Source organism: Paenibacillus sp. S-38 (assembly GCF_049942825.1).
Classification (GTDB): domain Bacteria; phylum Bacillota; class Bacilli; order Paenibacillales; family NBRC-103111; genus Paenibacillus_G.
Genome location: NZ_CP187970.1, coordinates 5031975 through 5048514, shown reverse-complemented (window position 1 = coordinate 5048514; position 16540 = coordinate 5031975). Strand labels below are relative to the sequence as shown.

The window sequence follows — 16540 nt, the reverse complement described above, 5'->3', positions numbered from 1 at the left end:
AGGGGGGTACACGTAACATGAGTTCATCAACCGCGGTCAAACGCACGGCGAACGGGGCTGAAATCCTGAACAAAGCGGTCGTCTATGTTCTGCTGACGATCGGCGGACTGTTCATGGCGATCCCGTTCCTGTGGATGCTATCGACATCGCTCAAGGACAAAGGAGCCGTCTTCACTTACCCCCCGCAGTGGATTCCGGAAGATATTATGTGGGAGAACTACCGTACCATTTTTGAAGACGCCCATATGATCCGCGGATTCTTCAATACGATGATGATCATCCTCCCGACCATCGTGATCGGCCTGTTCGTCTGCGCCCTAGCGGGCTATGCGTTCGCGAAGCTCCGCTTCCCGGGCCGGGATAAGCTCTTCATGGTGCTGGTTGTCTCCCTGATGATTCCCGCTGCGGTCATGATGATCCCGGCGTTCATCATGTTCAAGAACTTCGGCTGGACCGATTCCTGGAAGCCGCTGATGATTCCGGGCATGCTGGGCGCCCCGATGGTCATCTTCTTCCTGCGCCAATTCATCAAGCAGCTGCCGGACGAGCTCGAGGATGCGGCCCGGATGGACGGATTGAACCCGCTGGGCGTGTTCCTTAGGATCATCCTGCCGCTGAGCAAGCCGGCGCTGATCACCCAGGCGATCTTGACGTACAACGCAGGCTACAACGACTACCTCGGACCGCTGATCTACCTGAACTCGCCGGAGAAGTATACGCTTCAGATGGAGCTTGCTTCGTTTACATCGTACTATTCCTCCGAATGGACGCTGATCATGGCCGGTTCGGTCGTCGCGCTCATTCCGACGCTGATCCTGTTCGCCTTCGCCCAGCGCTACTTCATCGAAGGGATTGCCCTTACCGGTATCAAGGGGTAACCGGCTTATCCGCCGGCCCCCAGCTTACATATAGAGGAGAGAGAAACCATCATGTCACAAAAGGTAGTCATTCACGCCGACTGGTCCCAAGGGACGATTTCACGCCATATCTACGGACACTTCGCGGAGCACCTGGGCCGCTGCATCTACGAAGGACTATGGGTCGGAGAAGAGTCCCCGATCCCGAACACGAAGGGCATCCGCAACGACGTGGTCGATGCGCTGAAGAAGCTGAACATTCCGAACCTGCGCTGGCCGGGCGGCTGCTTCGCCGACGAGTATCATTGGGAAGACGGCGTAGGTCCGCGCGAGTCCCGCAAGCGGATGATCAACACGCACTGGGGCGGCGTGGTCGAGAACAACCACTTCGGCACGCACGAGTTCTTCCAGCTGTGCGATCTGCTCGAGACCGAGCCGTACATCTGCGGGAACGTCGGCAGCGGCTCCGTGCAGGAGATGTCCGAGTGGGTCGAGTACATGACCTTTGACGGCGAGTCCCCGATGGCCAGCCGCCGCAAGGAGAACGGCCGCGAGAAGCCTTGGAAGCTCAAGTACTTCGGCGTCGGCAACGAGAACTGGGGCTGCGGCGGTAACATGAAGCCGGAGTACTATGCGGACCTGTACCGCCGCTATCAGACCTATGTGCGCCAGTACGGCGACAACAAGCTGTACAAGATCGCCGGCGGCGCCAATGTGGACGACTACCGCTGGACGGAAGTGCTCATGCGTGAAGCCGCACCGCTGATGGACGGCCTCAGCCTGCACAACTACACGATCCCGGGCTCCTGGGAAGAGAAAAAGCCGTCGCTGACCTTCGACGAGAACGACTGGTTCGAGACGATGCAGAAGTCGCTGCGCATGGATGAGCTGATCACGCGCCACAGCACGATCATGGACCGCTATGACCCGCAGAAGCGAGTCGGCCTGATCGTCGACGAGTGGGGCACCTGGTTCCTCGTCGAACCGGGCACGAACCCGGGCTTCCTGTACCAGCAGAACACGATGCGCGACGCGCTCGTAGCCGGCATCCATCTGCATGTGTTCCACAAGCACTGCGACCGCGTCCACATGGCGAATCTGGCCCAGATGGTGAACGTGCTGCAGGCGGTCATCCTGACCGAAGGCAGCCAGATGCTCCTCACGCCGACCTACCATGTCATGGAGATGTTCAAGGTGCACCAGGATGCCGAGCACTTAGCGATCCACGGTGAGTTCGGCACCTACGAGAACAACGGTGTGACACTGCCGCAGGTGACCGTGTCCGCTTCCAAGAAAGACGGCCGCATCCACGTTTCCCTGTGCAACCTGGATCCGAACAACTCGGCGGACCTGAATCTCGAGCTGCGCGGACTCGAAGGCTCCTTCGAGCTGGCTTCCGGCCGTGTGCTTGTCAGCGGAGACATCCACGACCACAACACATTCCAGGAGCCGGCGAAGGTCGCTCCGCGCGAGTTCAAGGAAGTGTCGCTGACGGAGAAGGGGCTGCGCGTCAACCTGCCGGCGGCTTCGGTTGCGATCATCGAGCTCGTAGAGAAAGCGTAAGAGAAGTGATTCAAGGATTGATAATGAATAATGATGAAGCCTGGCGGGCGTGCCCGCCGGGCCTTTATTCAAACTGAAGAATGGATATCTCACCAGGGCCCAGTTTTTAACATACCGTTTATTTTGCAAGTTCAGGCCGATGGTTGGCAGGAAGAAGGGGAGAGACAACAAGATGAATACCAAAGCAGCGGTCAAGGTGCTGATTCCGGTGATGTTGGGGGCGGCGGTCTTCAGTGCGGCGGTGGTCGCGGACAGCGATCAGGGGAAACGTGCGTTTCAGCAAAAGAATGGGGGAGCAGGAGGAGGATCCATGGACATCAAGGCTCGGGAGTTCAAAAATGCATCGGTGCATGATCCTTCCGTCATTAAGGCGGGGGATACGTTCTATGTGTTCGGTTCGCACCTAGCCGCAGCCAAGTCGAACGACCTCGTAAGCTGGGATCTCGTCGCGACAGGCGTAACGGCCGGCAACCCGCTGATTCCGAATGTGAGAGAAGAGCTGAAGGAAACGCTCGAGTGGGCGCAGACGAATACGCTCTGGGCTGCCGATGTCATCCAGCTTGGGGACGGCCGGTTCTATATGTACTATAACGCCTGCAAAGGGGATTCCCCGCGCTCCGCACTCGGTGTGGCGGTGGCGGACCGCATCGAGGGGCCCTACAAGGACCAGGGCATCCTGCTGAGGTCCGGCATGTGGGGCGAGCCGAGCAAGGACGGGACGGTGTATGATGCCAAGATTCATCCGAATGTCGTAGACCCGGATGTGTTCTTCGACAAGGAGGGCAAGCTGTGGATGGTCTACGGCTCCTACTCCGGCGGCATCTTCATCCTGAAGATGGACCCGGCGACCGGCAGGCCGCTCCCGGGACAGGGCTACGGCAAGAAGCTGCTCGGCGGCAACCACTCGCGGATCGAAGGCCCCTACATTCAGTACAGTCCGGAGACAGACTTCTATTATTTGTTCCTCTCTTACGGCGGGCTGGATGCGAACGGAGGCTACAATATCCGCGCCGCCCGCTCTAAGTCGCCGGACGGGCCTTACGTGGACGCGCAAGGGCAGGACATGCTGGAGGCGAAAGCCGATCCGGCGAAGCCGATATTCGACGACCGCTCGGTCGAGCCTTACGGCGTGAAGCTGATGGGCAGCCATCGCTTCACACGGGAGGAAGAGACCCCAGGGGAGGGGCCGGGGCTTGGCTACGTGTCCCCGGGCCACAACTCGACCTACTATGAGGAGAAGACCGGCAGGTACTTCCTGATCTTCCATACCCGCTTCCCGGACCGGGGAGAGCACCACGAGATCCGCGTGCATGAAATGTACATGAATGCACAGGGCTGGCCGGTCGCCTCGCCGCTGCGCTACGCCGGCGAAGGGGCAGCGAATACCGGCAGACTGAAGAAGATCACGGCACAGGAAGCCGCAGGCACGTATCAGCTCGTGAACCACGGCAAGGACATCTCCGCAGAGACGAAAGCTTCGGCGGCCATCGAGCTGGCGAAGAACGGCCGGATTACCGGCGCAGCCTCCGGCACCTTCAAGCTGGGGGAGGACGGACGGGCGGAGCTGACCCTGGACGGCGCAGTCTATCACGGCGTATTCGTAACCGGGTGGAACGAGGCGAAGCAGAAGGAAGTGCTGACCTTCACGGCGCTGTCGGATCAAGGCGTGTCCGTTTGGGGCGTACGCAGCGGCAGGTAGGATAGAAGGGAGCGCTGCGCTTACTTCCTGGCGGATCTCCTTGGGCTGCTGCAGGAGCACCGGGGAGATGAGCTCGGAGCGGCATGCCGATAGGCAGTACAGCATCACTTCCGGTACAGAGGTACCGCTAACCAAACATCCGGCCGCTGAGACATTGCTCAGCCGCCGGATGTTTTTTGCTTTACCGATCCATAGAACCCGCTGTCGCCCGCAGAGGTATGCCGCCGCTTCCGAAATGGTGACATGAACCGGACAAAACATCCACCCCTATGAACCTCATGGCGCATATTACTATAGGAGGCTTCGATAAGATAGAAGACGAGAGCGGAAGGGATGAACGGAAGGTATGATTAGAAAGCGGCAGTGGCATGTTCGAAGCAAGTGGAGAAGACATCTGGGACTGATCGGACAGCGAAGACTCCGGCGGCACATTCCACCTACTTCCCTGCTCAGTCGGAAGACGCTCAAAGCTTACCTGAAGCGGTACCCCGTTGTATATGTCAAGCCGGTCTACGGATCGTTCGGCAACCACATCATGAAGCTTGGCAGGAGAGTAAGGGGGCGGGGCTATATCGTCCGCCGGGAGCAGCGGGCTCAGATCATTCCCGCTAAGCAGGTGGAGCGCGTTGTCATGAGACATGCCCGGTCGAGGGCTTTCTTGATCCAGAAAGGAATCCCGCTCCTGCATCTTGGGGGGCATCCGGTGGATTACCGGCTGATGCTGCTGAAGCCGTTCCGGGATTGGAGAATCATGGGCATCATGGGGAAGGTGGCATCGGGAACGAGGATCGTAACGAATTATAATCACGGCGGCCGGGCGATCCGGTTCCGGGAGTCGCTTCGGCGTGCCGGTTTTACAACCAAGCAGATCGATGCGGTATATGCCGAGATGCGCCGGGTGGGACTTCTCGCCGCACGGCAGTTTGGCAGCAAGCACAAGCACTGCCGGAGGCTTGGCATTGATTTTGCCATCGACACGAACAGACGGATCTGGATTATCGAAGTCAACACGAACCCGTTCTACCAGCTGTTCCGCCACCATGAGAACCGGAAGCTCTACGGAAGAATTCATAAGATCATGCAGCACATCCGCAAATCCCAGCTGAATCGCTGACCCGCCTTGCAGGATGCGGCGGATCGAAGCGGCATGGAAAAAAAGCGTCTCCCGCATCCCCGCCGGGGTATGGGGAGGCGCTTTATTCGTATAATCGAGTGAATAACATTTCAGGGTGAGGCTTGTCTGAAGCCCAAACATATACATATCAGGTCATGCCGGCGGCAAATAAGCCCAGACCGCGGGAATGCGATTCTTGTATAAGCCTGCCCGGTCTGCTACAATGCACTCCATAAGATGCTATTCCAGCTGAGGGGAGCGAAACTGCCGTGAAAAAAGAAAAAAACACCTGTCCCTCGAATTTCCGAACGTTCGGCCTTGCGCTTCAGGCAGTCACCGTGCTGTCCAAATATCCGAACCTGTGTCCAAGCGGCGAGATCGCACAGCATCTGAAGTCCGAAGCGACGCTGCTTCGCCGGATACTGGCCCGGCTTGTGCAGGAGAATATCCTGGAGACGCGGGAAGGACGCGATGGAGGCTACCGGCTGAAGCAGGCTCCGGAGACGATCACCTGTGCGCAGGTGCTGCAGGCGCTGCTCCAGGATGAATCGCTTCATGGGGAGATGCTCGCTTCGACGGGGGACCATCCATTCGGTCAGCGGATGAACGGGATGTTCGCCGAAATGATGACGGAGATCGACCGGAGCATTCTCGGCGTACTCGAGCAGTACACCATCGCCGATCTGGCGGAGAAGACGCTGCTGCCGGAAGGGGATTGACAGCGGAATACCGCAGGATTATACTGTGCATATTAACACACAGTATGTGACGGCCGCGGCCTGGCAGGCTGCATGGCCGGCGGCTGTCTTCTGCTTGCGGAGGAAGGGCGCATTGGCATGAAAGTGCGTTTTTTTGAGTTATACTGTGCAAAAATATGAACAGTTCAATTCGGAGAGGATGGATTCAATATGGAAACAACGGTGGATAAAAAGAATGTTCGGGATTACTACAGCGTGGTGCGGGAGCGCCGTTCCGTGCGGCATTACGACCCATCGGTGAAGATTTCGCGTGAAGAGCTTACGGAGATGCTCGAGGAAGCGGTGCTCGCCCCGTCGAGCTCGAACCTCCAGCCCTGGCGGTTCCTCGTCATTGACGAGCAGCCGCTGAAGGAGAAGCTGCTGCCGATCGCCTATAACCAGCAGCAGGTGGTCGATGCCGCGGCCGTCATTGCGGTGCTCGGCGACAAGAACGCTTATCTTCAGGCCGATGCGATCTACCAATCGGCGGTGGACGCCGGATACATGGATGAAGAGCGCAAGCAGCTGCTCGTGGGCAACGCACTCCGTGGGTATGAACGCATAGGGGAAGAGGGACGCAAAGATGTCGTCCTCATCGACGGGGGCCTCGTTTCCTTGCAGTTCATGCTCTCCGCCAAGGCACGCGGCTATGATACCGTACCGATGGCCGGCTACAACGCGCAGCAGTTCCGCGAAGCGTTCGACATCCCGGATTCGTATGCGACGGTCATGCTCATTGCGGTAGGCAAAGCATCCCAGCCGGGCCATCCCACGACCCGCCTGCCGATCGAGGCCGTTACGTTCTGGAACCGTCTCGAGACGAAGTAAGGGGCGGGGATATGAGCCTGCACTTGAGTGTACTCGACCAATCCCCGATTCCAGAGGGGAGTACGGCCGGGGAGACGCTGGCACAGACCGCCCGCCTCGCGAAGGAGGCCGAACGGCTCGGCTACCGTCGCTTCTGGGTGTCGGAGCACCACGCGGCGGGTAATCTCGCGGGGTCGAGCCCCGAGGTGCTGATCTCGCACCTCGCCGCCGTGACCTCCCGCATCCGCGTCGGCTCCGGCGGCGTGATGCTGCCGCACTACAGCGCCTACAAGGTGGCCGAGAACTTCCGGCTGCTCGAGGCGCTGTATCCCGGCCGGATCGACGTCGGCCTCGGGCGGGCGCCCGGCGGCATGCCGCTGGCGACGAAGGCGCTGCAGGAGGGCCGTGCGGCGGACATCGACCGCTACCCGGAGCAGGTGGCGGATCTGTCCGCCTACCTGCGCGATGCGCTGCCGCCGGGGCACCGCTTCGCCGGGCTGAAGGCCTCGCCGCTGATCCCGTCCGCGCCGCCCCTATGGCTGCTCGGCTCCAGCGAAGAGAGCGCCCGGATCGCCGCGGAGCAGGGAACGGCCTTCGCCTACGCCCACTTCATCAACGGCTATGGGGGGCCGGAGGCGGTGCGTTGGTACCGCGATCACTTCCGCCCGGCGGCTCAAGGGAATCTGCCCCAGGCGCTGGTCGCCGTCTTCACGGTATGCGCCGAGACCGACGAGGAGGCGGAGCGGCTCGCCTCGTCCATGGATCTCAGCTTTCTCTTCCTCGAGAAAGGGGTTCAACGCCCCGGCATCCCGTCGCCGCAGACGGCCGCGAATTATCCGTATACGGCGTACGACCGCATGCGGATCGAAGCGAACCGCAGCAGGATGATCATCGGCTCCGCGGCGACAGTGAAGGCGAAGCTGATCGAGATGAGCGAACGCTACGGCACGGATGAGCTCATGATCGTCACGATCATGCATGACTTCGAAGCCCGGCTGCGGTCGTATCAGCTGCTTGCCGAAGCCTTCGGGCTGCCGCGGGCTTAAGCCGTGCAGCCGGCTCGGAAGCGGGCACGGGAGAGAGCCACCCTGGGCTGAGGGTGGCTCTTTGGGCTGCTGTAAGGTGAGTTCGAGCAGCCGCTTCTTTTCCCGCGCCGGCTGCAGGACGGGCCTCATTCGTTAGTGCGCGTGAAGTTGTGGTATGATAGGTTCACTTCATTTGGTCCGGCCCTGATGGGGAGCCGGCGAAAGGACATGGACACGATGCTGTTTATCGATAACCGCGGCGGGACGGATCCCGCCTTGAATCTGGCTCTCGAGGAGTACGCGCTTCGCCATCTTCCGGCGGAGAACGATTATCTGCTTTTTTACATTAACGAGCCTTCGATCATTATCGGCAAAAACCAGAACACAGCCGAGGAGGTCAACCGGGAGTATGTGGAGGAGAAAGGCATTCATGTCGTACGGCGTCTGTCCGGCGGCGGTGCCGTATACCATGATCTCGGCAACCTGAACTTCAGCTTCATTACCCGGGACGACGGGGCGTCGTTCCACAATTACCGCAAGTTCACCGAACCGGTCATCCGCGCACTGCATGAGCTTGGGGTGGCAGCCGAGCTCAGCGGGCGCAATGACATCCAGGTCGGCGAACGCAAAATCTCAGGCAACGCCCAGTTCGCGACCCGCGGCCGTATGTTCACCCACGGCACCCTGCTGTTCGATTCGCACATGGAGAATGTGGCGTCGGCCCTTAAGGTCAATCCGCTCAAAATCCAGTCCAAGGGCGTCAAATCGGTACGCAGCCGGGTGGCGAACATTTCGGAGTTCCTCAAGGAGCCGATGACCATCGCTGCATTCCGGGCGCATCTGCTCCGGTCGGTCTTCGGCGGGGCCGAGCCCGCGGAGTACAAGCTCTCCGAGGAGCAGTGGGAGGGCGTGCGCCGTCTGGCGGAGGAGCGCTACCGGAGCTGGGAGTGGAATTACGGCCTCTCGCCGGCCTTCAACCTGCACAAGGCCGCCCGCCTGTCCGCAGGCACCTTCGATGTGCGGCTGGATGTGGAGGAAGGCCTGATTCGCGGTGCCGCGATCTATGGCGACTTCTTCGGCGTCGGCGACGCGAAGGAAGTGGAAGCGAAGCTGGTCGGGGTCCGGTACGACCGGGGGGCCCTTCAGGCGGTGCTGGAGGGCATCGACCTGCAGCATTATTTCGGCGCGGTGAGCATGGAGGAGTTTGTGGGGCTGCTGCTGTAAGAGAGGCGGTGGACGCTGAAGCTCCCGTGGCCAAGAGCGTACCGGCATGCGGGGACGAGAGAGGGAAGGCTGCCGTGCTGGCGCGCTAGTAGCTGGGGAAGGTGCCGGCAAGCGTCGCGCGAGTGTCACCAGTGCAGCGCGCAGCCCATGTACAAACCGATAGCGTTCCTCTGGCGTGGGGTGCGAAGCAGGATAGCGGAACTCAGATTCGTTAAGCCGGCAGATCGAGGGGGTCAACCTGAAATAGAGGAACTGAGATTCGCTATTTGGTTGGAAATAATGCAGTAGTGGTGAGTTTCCGGCATATAAGAAATCTGAGTTCCGTTATTTCATGGGAAATACCGGGAAATACTCAGATAAGATACCTGAGTTCCTCTATTTTAATTTGGCTGGCGAAGAAGAGGACTTTCGTGCTCTTCAGGCAGCTCGCGAGAGCTGTCCTCCGATATGCGAAGGAACGACCCAGTTTCATCGAATAAAACTGTTATGTGCCAATGTGTGTGGGGATGCTGCATGCACAGCTCCTGTATGCATAGTTCCTGTAGTAATCCCCGATGATTGCCTACATGTAAGGCCGCCAATATTGGTGGTCTTATTTTTGTGGAAATATTTACAAGAACCTTCCAATTGTGATAAGGTGGGTAAGAGATTTATTTTGATAAAAGTAACTCAAATCAAACTATACGAGGTGACGCATGACGGAATTCTCCGGGAACTATTCGATGAAACTTGGGGAGCCTGAACGGGACGGGCAGCTGTCGATGCGATTTATCAGAGGCGGGCCGCGAAGGGGGGCAGGGAGGAAGGGGATCGGCGAGACAAGGAAAGTTTCGCTGACCTTGACTTCCGAAGCCTGGGAAGAGCTCGACAGGCGCTGCCGGGAAAGAGGAGTTTCCCGCTCGGAGCTGCTGCGTTCCATGATCGAAGCTGCTCTGAGTCCTGGAGATTCCGCAGACAGGAGGGAGGAGTGATGCGGGTTCGAGTCACACAAGGAGCTCTTTACCTTGCTCTCAAGCATGTAGCGGCCGCAGTGGCGGCCAAGCCCCTGCTGTCGGTCCTCTCGGGAATCCGGCTGCATGCCGGAGGGGATGGCCTGGTATTGACGGCCGCGAATGAGGTCTCCAGGCTTCAGTATCAGATTCCTGCGGAGGACCCGGCATTGGCCATTCTTGAGCCGGGCGAAGCCGTGGTTCCCGCACTGAGGTTCACCGGTCTCATCCGATATCTTGAGGATGGGATGGTTACGCTTGAGACGGACGGGAAAGGGACGCTGCAGATCGACTCTTCCGGAACGGTCTGCAAGTTGATTCTGGCTGCCCCCGCTTCGGACTTTCCGCCGGATATCCGGCCGGCTGACTGTGCAGAGCTTCGGATCCCCAATAGGGAGTTGAAGAGAATGGTGAAGCAGGTGGGCTTCGCTGCCGATTCCTCTGAAGCAAGGATGGTGCTTACTGGGATTCTGTGCAGAATCGTTGGCCGCAGGATTTGTTTAACGGCGACCGACGGCATCCGTCTGGCCTTCAGCAGCGGGGAACTGGAGAGCTCGCCGGCGAATGATTTCCCGCCGGGCGTGGTTCCTGCGAAGCCGATCACCGACTACGTGAGAAAACTGGCCGACTCCGGTACAACGAATATCACGATGGGCCGTGGCACGATTGAACTCGAGTCGGAGCGATTCAGCATACAGTCGTCCCTGCTGGCAGGGGCTTATCCTTACGTGGACGGGTTGAAGCCGGAAGCAAGTCCTTACTGCGTGAGGGTGGCCGCGCCCTCTCTTCTGCGTGCTGTAGAGCGGGCCGCTTTGTTATCGGGTGACCGTCATGTTGTAACCATGAGGGTAGGTCTGGAGGGGATTGAGCTGTCCGCCGTCTGCGCTCAGGCAGGCGGCGTTCTTGAGGTACTACCGTGCGGCGAAAACGGCGCAGGCTGCTCGGTACTCCCTTTTGCGGTTTCCTTCGACAGCAGGTACTTGAGGGAGATCCTGTTATACATAGGCAGCGGCAAGGTACAGCTCAGCTTCACGGCTCCCGATCGGCCGATGGTAGTTGAGCCGGCAGACCGGGGGCAGGAAGCGCAAGCTTATTATTACCTGCTGACGCCGGTCCGGACAGCGCAGAGTCTCCCAGACACCGGAGCCAGTGCAATAAAATCCAGCGTCTAGTTGGCGCCATGCCTTTGAGAGATAACCATTTTTTCTCACCGGCAGGTGTATATCCGGCTATTCCCGGCGATACTGCTCTTAAGAACATGCTGTCATGACGATGGCCGGCTTCCTTCGACACTGCACGTGCAGACCGGAGGGGCGGGCTGCCCCGCGGACATCATGTTTTTTTGTCGTATCGGAACGATGGGGGATGTATATGGTTTTCCAAACAATTTTACGATGATCCGGAGGTTCGTGCGTCTTTGCCGCCGTAAGCCGGGAAGTTGTCCGGGTCAAACGGAGTGCGAACTCTCGAAATCCGAATGAAGATCCTGTATAATAGAAGGAGAGAAGGCTTTCATACAACATTCATACGGACAAGTGGGTTGAAGTCATGGATAACGAGAAACAGCGCTTAAGCATCGAAGCGGCCAGATTGTATTATCTGTCCGATTACGGACAGCAGGACATCGCCGTGCGGCTCGGGGTATCCAGGCCGACGGTCTCCAGGCTGCTGCAGTATGCCAAAGATCAAGGGTACGTGCGCATAACGATCGTCGATCCGCTCGAGGATCTGGACGCGATGGGGGACCGGCTCAAGCTGAGATTCGGCCTGGATACCGTCCACGTCTGCTATTCCCCTGTGAATGAATACCGGGAGATCCAGAAGCATATCTCCAAGAAAGCGGCGGAGTACATCCAGGAGACGGTGCAGGACACCGATATTATCGGCGTGACCTGGGGAACGACGATGCACGCGGTCGCCCTCCAGCTTCAGCCGAAGTCGGTAAGAGGCGTGGAGGTCGTCCAGCTAAAAGGGGGCGTCAGCCACTCCCATGTCAACACGTATGCGGCGGAGATCGTGAACCTGTTCGCCGAGGCATTCCATACGATGCCCCGCTACCTGCCCCTTCCGGTCATCTTCGATAACACGGAGGTGAAGCGGATGGTCGAGGAGGACCGCCATATCCAGCGGATCATCGAACTCGGCCGGCAGGCCAACATCGCCGTCTTCACGGTAGGCACGGTGAAGGAAGATGCCCTGCTGTTCCGGCTCGGCTACTTCAACGAGGACGAGCAAAAGCTGCTCCAGCGCACGGCGGCAGGCGATATCTGTTCCCGCTTCTTCGATGCGGAAGGGGAGCTCTGCTCCCGCGAGATCAATGACCGGACGGTCGGGATCGACCTGGCAGACCTGCGGCGCAAGGAGAAGGCCATTCTCGTCGCAGGCGGACAGCGGAAGATCGACGCGATCCGGGCCGCCCTCGTCGGCAAGTATGCGAACATCCTGATTACCGACCAATTTACCGCCCAAGCGCTGCTGGGCGAATAGAAGGTTCAGCCTGCCGCAGAAAGTGCGGGAGGTTTTTTTGTCATGTGCACGCCCCCTGCCACATCCCGCGTTTAAGGGAAATATCGCCTATGTCCGGGAGCAAGCGGAGAGAACGATGCCGGAGGTTTACGAAATGGATACAGCATCTATTATTCTTTCTCCGGTTATTGCAATGGAGCAGCTCGCCAGCCTTAGGCTGGCAGTGTGTGCGCAGCTGACGGTACTTTCGCTTGGAAGACAGAAAAGACCCGACCCTAAACAGAGCGATTCTGCTTACGGCCGGGTTTGGCAGGATTGCGAGAAGCCTATGCTATGTCGGGATGCTGCCAGCTGTCAATGCAGCTGGATGATTTTTGTGAATCCCATAGAAAGGGGGGCTGGGTAAGTCAGTGTTTGCCAGGCAGCATTATTTATTGATGAGCTCACCGTCGCTTAGGATGATGTCTCCGCCCACCAGGGTGTGGAAGCGAATGTACCCGCTGTCATCCTTCTGGACGATCGTATTTAGTTTCGCGTAAGTGTTATTCTCTCTGTCGTATGAGTAAGCAATTAGGTTACTTGTATTTAACTTCTTGTCCATCTTAACTGCTGCTTCCATACGCTGACCCCATTCGCCCTTGTGCTCGAAGCGGACAACCATAAGGTCATTTTTGAACCACCTGCCTAACTGGGCACTAAGAGAGTTCGCTGCGGATGAGGTAGATGACGCAAACAGATTCAAGTCTTTCACTGAATCGGCAGGATCAAATGTGATGCGAACATCCGCGGTTTTGCCATTGGAAGACCATGTGTCAGCATGGATTGTAAGCGGCATCCCTGCTCGTACCCTCATGGCTTTGAGGATATTCAGTGTGACGCTGCCTGGCCTGGTTAAGCTCACCGTCGCGGCAGCCAGACCAGCCGCTTTAGCGGCTTTGACACCTTCGTCCACTGCGGCGTTTGCTTGAGCAGGAGTCACATCGACGGGGGCATTGTTTGCTGTAGTTCCTGCTGAAGCTGCCACATTGACTTTGCCCGGTATAGCGCTCTCGTTAGGCCATACCTTTCCGGTGTCCTTCTACAGGTAATCCTTGGCAAATTCGGCGAACCTAAGCTGCCAGAACTCCCAATCATGGCCGCCGGGAATTTCGTTAAACGTATGTTTGATGCCGTTTGCCGCCAGCGTAGTGCTCATGGATCTGCCGCCGGTCACATAGTCCCATTTGCCCAGGGCGATATGTACCGTTGTGGAATCGTTGTATTCCGCGATGTCCGCCAGCTGCTCGGCTGTCGGGTTAATGCCGTTGCTCCAAATGCCGAATTGCGAGAATTGATCGGGGTGGTTCAAGTAGAACCGGGCGGTTGTGCCGGCACCGGCGCTGAGGCCCGCGTATCCACGACCTGAACGCTCGTTGGAGACATTGTAGTTGGACTCCACGAAAGGCATCACATATTGGAGCACATCCGGCTCGATCTTTGCAAAGCTGTGGCTCCAATCCTGATAGTTCATGGAAACCACGACGAATGGCTCCTTGCCCTGCGCCACCAGATTATCCACCACATTCGGCAGGGCGCCCTCGTTCATCCAGCGCATCTCGTTACCGAACTGGTCGCCCGAATTGCCCATGTTGATATACAGGACGTTATAGGGTCTTTTGCTATTCTTGTCGTAGCCGTTAGGCAGGTAAACGGTCATGCCACGGTTGGTCCCGTCAGAGGCCGGGTATGTAAGGGTCTGAACGATACCCTTCCGTCCGTCCGTTCTCGGAAGCTCAAGACTGCGGTCCCTGTATTTGCATGTGCCCTGTTTTTCCGCATTGTACGGCACATAAACCATACTCGAAAGGCTTCGGATCCCTGTTGCGGAGTTTACCATCGACGGGTTCGCGGGGTCGTCAAGCCTGGAGGTGGTGAGCCCACCGCATGTTTTTACCGGAATCGCCGTGCCGCCCTAGGTCGTACATTTTGACGGTACGCCTGCGCCTGAGCAGCTCGTAGGCAGCATAAGCATGCTCAACACTTGGGATGCCACGAAATTATTTGGCCAGTAACATGGCGGCTTCGAGTGCCATCGAGGCTCCTTTGTCGCGAGCTGGGGGAAATGGCGTGCGTCGCATCGCCGGCTAGAATGATCGGTCCTTTGTGCAAGCTGAACGGTTGCTTGGGGAGAGCATAGATGTGAAAAATAAAAATGCAGTCTCCGCACCCTCATTGATTTTTGTAATCAGGGGCGGTTCGTCCTTGTAGATGTCTAGCATCCTCTTTTTGCGCTCTGCATCGGTAAGATCCTTGAACGCATCTCTGGCAGGCTCTCGCTTGGAGCATACCACTGCCATTCCGCCGTGCTGAGATCCCGTTGATGCTCGGTTTCAAGCATGTTCAGCTCGGGCGATGGTATGCACCTCACTCCTGACTTCGCCGCATGGATATCCATTCCCAGGTTCCCGTTCGTTCGTGTCTGTCTCACTTGATTTGTCCCTGCGCGAAATTTGTCCCCGTTCAGGACAAATGTCCTGGATTCCTCTCACCGGACATGCCAATATAAGCTTCACCCGACTTTGAGCCGCAGGTGCAGCCTGTGATCTTCTCCAGAAGGAGAGGCGAAATGGGGCCTGCTGGTGGGGGACACGATGAATAAAAGAGGGGGCTGCGTCGGATGATAGGAAGGAATGGCCATTTGTTCGCCTTGATATGAACGTAATTTCAATGACATATTTACATATGTTCAAGGTCGTGCTATGATGGGTCCATATTCCAATACCCGGCCCTCGTACAATAGAAGCGCAGAAGAGCGGCGGGATCATCCAAAGGAGAGAAAACTTATGAATTTGGCAGGCATGATCGACCACACGTTGTTGAAAGCGGATGCGACGCAGGCGGAGATCGGGAAGCTGACCGAGGAAGCGAAGAAATATACGTTTGCCTCCGTATGCGTGAATCCGACCTGGGTGGCCTATGCGGCAGAGCAGCTGGCCGGCACCGAAGTCAAGGTCTGCACGGTCATCGGCTTCCCTCTCGGAGCGTCGACTCCGGCAGTAAAGGCATATGAAGCGGCTGACGCGATCGCCAACGGGGCCACGGAAGTGGACATGGTGATCAACATCGGCGCCCTGAAGGACGGGAACAACGAGCTTGTGGAGCGCGACATCCGCGGCGTAGTGGAAGCGGCCAAGGGCAAGGCGCTGGTGAAGGTCATCATTGAGACAAGCCTGCTGACGGACGAGGAGAAGGTGCGCGCATGCGAGCTCTCCGTCAAGGCTGGAGCCGACTTCGTGAAGACGTCCACCGGCTTCTCGACGGGCGGAGCCACACCGGAGGATGTTGCCCTGATGCGTCGTACGGTCGGCGAAGCGACAGGAGTCAAAGCATCCGGCGGCGTGCGCAGCCGCGAAGACATGCTGAAGATGGTGGAAGCGGGCGCGACCCGGATCGGCGCAAGCTCCGGAGTTAAGATCATGGAAGGCGGCCAATCGGCTTCTTCTTATTAATAAGGGCATGAGCGAGTCAAGGAGGCATACCGGGTGAAAGATCAGCTGATTCAAGAAGCATTGGAAGCACGGCAGACGGCGTATGTGCCGTATTCGAACTTCAAAGTGGGTGCAGCCCTGCTGGCCGGCGGGAAGGTGTACCGCGGCTGCAACGTCGAGAATGCGTCGTACGGCCTGACGAACTGCGCGGAGCGGACGGCGGTCTTCAAGATGGTCTCCGAAGGGCACCGTCGGTTCGAGGCCATCGCGATCGTGGCGGACACGGAAGGACCCGTATCCCCATGCGGAGCCTGCCGCCAGGTGCTCGCCGAGTTCTGCGAAGCGGGAACGAAGATTTACTTGACGAACCTGCACGGGAACACGGAGGAGTGGACGATGGAGCGGCTGCTGCCGGGCGCCTTCCGAGGTACGGATATGGACTGGAAGGCCTGAGCCGGACAGGCGGTCAGAACAGCACCAACCACCCGCAAAAAAAGAATGATCCCGCCCGGGATGCTTCTTTTCAGGGCATTGTAAGCGCTTAAAGAAAAGAGTGGGCCCGGACGGGAGATCAGCCAGGGATGAATCATCA

At 58.2% G+C, this 16540-nt stretch carries 15 protein-coding genes; 13 read left to right on the top strand and 2 right to left on the bottom strand.

Annotation, left to right across the window (positions count from 1 at the left end):
- Nucleotides 1-17: 17 nt before the first annotated feature.
- From ACP26L_RS22125 to ACP26L_RS22075, 11 genes are all read left to right on the top strand, one after another.
- Nucleotides 18-878, top strand: coding sequence for a carbohydrate ABC transporter permease (locus tag ACP26L_RS22125; protein ID WP_426446413.1), 861 nt, complete (start codon nucleotides 18-20; stop codon nucleotides 876-878).
- Between the two features lie 51 nt (nucleotides 879-929).
- On the top strand, nucleotides 930-2420 hold the full coding sequence (locus ACP26L_RS22120) for an alpha-N-arabinofuranosidase (RefSeq protein ID WP_426446411.1): 1491 nt from the start codon (nucleotides 930-932) through the stop codon (nucleotides 2418-2420).
- 172 nt (nucleotides 2421-2592) lie between these two features.
- The gene (locus tag ACP26L_RS22115) at nucleotides 2593-4119 is read left to right on the top strand and encodes a glycoside hydrolase family 43 protein (RefSeq protein WP_426446409.1); all 1527 of its coding nucleotides are present in this window, start codon (nucleotides 2593-2595) and stop codon (nucleotides 4117-4119) included.
- A gap of 346 nt (nucleotides 4120-4465) precedes the next feature.
- Nucleotides 4466-5233 (top strand): YheC/YheD family protein, encoded by a 768-nt coding sequence (locus ACP26L_RS22110; protein ID WP_426446408.1) that lies wholly within the window; start codon nucleotides 4466-4468, stop codon nucleotides 5231-5233.
- A gap of 269 nt (nucleotides 5234-5502) precedes the next feature.
- Nucleotides 5503-5952 (top strand): RrF2 family transcriptional regulator, encoded by a 450-nt coding sequence (locus tag ACP26L_RS22105; RefSeq protein WP_426446406.1) that lies wholly within the window; start codon nucleotides 5503-5505, stop codon nucleotides 5950-5952.
- Nucleotides 5953-6141: 189 nt separating this feature from the next.
- Nucleotides 6142-6798 (top strand): nitroreductase family protein, encoded by a 657-nt coding sequence (locus ACP26L_RS22100; RefSeq protein ID WP_426446404.1) that lies wholly within the window; start codon nucleotides 6142-6144, stop codon nucleotides 6796-6798.
- Nucleotides 6799-6809: 11 nt separating this feature from the next.
- Nucleotides 6810-7823 carry an LLM class flavin-dependent oxidoreductase gene (locus ACP26L_RS22095; protein WP_426446402.1) on the top strand — a complete coding sequence of 338 codons (1014 nt, stop codon included), beginning with the start codon at nucleotides 6810-6812 and terminating at the stop codon, nucleotides 7821-7823.
- Between the two features lie 216 nt (nucleotides 7824-8039).
- On the top strand, nucleotides 8040-9026 hold the full coding sequence (locus tag ACP26L_RS22090; RefSeq protein ID WP_426455048.1) for a lipoate--protein ligase: 987 nt from the start codon (nucleotides 8040-8042) through the stop codon (nucleotides 9024-9026).
- Nucleotides 9027-9721: 695 nt separating this feature from the next.
- A complete protein-coding gene (locus ACP26L_RS22085) occupies nucleotides 9722-9997 on the top strand; it encodes a CopG family transcriptional regulator (protein WP_426446400.1) in 276 nt (91 codons plus the stop codon).
- A complete protein-coding gene (gene dnaN / locus ACP26L_RS22080; RefSeq protein WP_426446398.1) occupies nucleotides 9997-11187 on the top strand; it encodes a DNA polymerase III subunit beta in 1191 nt (396 codons plus the stop codon). The genes ACP26L_RS22085 and dnaN overlap by 1 nt, the downstream gene beginning before the upstream one ends.
- 376 nt (nucleotides 11188-11563) lie before the next feature.
- Nucleotides 11564-12502 (top strand): sugar-binding transcriptional regulator, encoded by a 939-nt coding sequence (locus ACP26L_RS22075; RefSeq protein WP_426446397.1) that lies wholly within the window; start codon nucleotides 11564-11566, stop codon nucleotides 12500-12502.
- Between the two features lie 406 nt (nucleotides 12503-12908).
- On the opposite strand, the gene ACP26L_RS22070 is transcribed toward ACP26L_RS22075, so the two are convergent.
- Together ACP26L_RS22070 and ACP26L_RS22065 are read right to left on the bottom strand one after the other, a co-directional pair.
- On the bottom strand, nucleotides 12909-13505 hold the full coding sequence (locus tag ACP26L_RS22070; protein WP_426446395.1) for a hypothetical protein: 597 nt from the start codon (nucleotides 13503-13505) through the stop codon (nucleotides 12909-12911).
- 54 nt (nucleotides 13506-13559) lie between these two features.
- Nucleotides 13560-14318: an alpha/beta hydrolase gene (locus ACP26L_RS22065; RefSeq protein WP_426446393.1), complete on the bottom strand. Its 759-nt coding sequence runs from the start codon at nucleotides 14316-14318 to the stop codon at nucleotides 13560-13562.
- A 985-nt stretch (nucleotides 14319-15303) separates the two neighbouring features.
- Here ACP26L_RS22065 and deoC point away from each other — a divergent pair.
- The gene (gene deoC / locus ACP26L_RS22060; RefSeq protein ID WP_426446391.1) at nucleotides 15304-15969 is read left to right on the top strand and encodes a deoxyribose-phosphate aldolase; all 666 of its coding nucleotides are present in this window, start codon (nucleotides 15304-15306) and stop codon (nucleotides 15967-15969) included.
- Between the two features lie 33 nt (nucleotides 15970-16002).
- A complete protein-coding gene (locus tag ACP26L_RS22055) occupies nucleotides 16003-16401 on the top strand; it encodes a cytidine deaminase (RefSeq protein WP_426446390.1) in 399 nt (132 codons plus the stop codon).
- Nucleotides 16402-16540: the final 139 nt, after the last annotated feature.

What these genes read in the sequence shown, in the direction of transcription:
- ACP26L_RS22125 (WP_426446413.1), top strand. Translation starts at nt 18, where the DNA reads ATGAGTTCATCAACCGCGGTCAAACGCACGGCGAACGGGGCTGAAATC.
- ACP26L_RS22120 (WP_426446411.1), top strand. Translation starts at nt 930, where the DNA reads ATGTCACAAAAGGTAGTCATTCACGCCGACTGGTCCCAAGGGACGATT.
- ACP26L_RS22115 (WP_426446409.1), top strand. Translation starts at nt 2,593, where the DNA reads ATGAATACCAAAGCAGCGGTCAAGGTGCTGATTCCGGTGATGTTGGGG.
- ACP26L_RS22110 (WP_426446408.1), top strand. Translation starts at nt 4,466, where the DNA reads ATGATTAGAAAGCGGCAGTGGCATGTTCGAAGCAAGTGGAGAAGACAT.
- ACP26L_RS22100 (WP_426446404.1), top strand. Translation starts at nt 6,142, where the DNA reads ATGGAAACAACGGTGGATAAAAAGAATGTTCGGGATTACTACAGCGTG.
- ACP26L_RS22095 (WP_426446402.1), top strand. Translation starts at nt 6,810, where the DNA reads ATGAGCCTGCACTTGAGTGTACTCGACCAATCCCCGATTCCAGAGGGG.
- ACP26L_RS22090 (WP_426455048.1), top strand. Translation starts at nt 8,040, where the DNA reads ATGCTGTTTATCGATAACCGCGGCGGGACGGATCCCGCCTTGAATCTG.
- ACP26L_RS22085 (WP_426446400.1), top strand. Translation starts at nt 9,722, where the DNA reads ATGACGGAATTCTCCGGGAACTATTCGATGAAACTTGGGGAGCCTGAA.
- dnaN (WP_426446398.1), top strand. Translation starts at nt 9,997, where the DNA reads ATGCGGGTTCGAGTCACACAAGGAGCTCTTTACCTTGCTCTCAAGCAT.
- ACP26L_RS22075 (WP_426446397.1), top strand. Translation starts at nt 11,564, where the DNA reads ATGGATAACGAGAAACAGCGCTTAAGCATCGAAGCGGCCAGATTGTAT.
- ACP26L_RS22065 (WP_426446393.1), bottom strand. Translation starts at nt 14,318, where the DNA reads ATGGTTTATGTGCCGTACAATGCGGAAAAACAGGGCACATGCAAATAC.
- deoC (WP_426446391.1), top strand. Translation starts at nt 15,304, where the DNA reads ATGAATTTGGCAGGCATGATCGACCACACGTTGTTGAAAGCGGATGCG.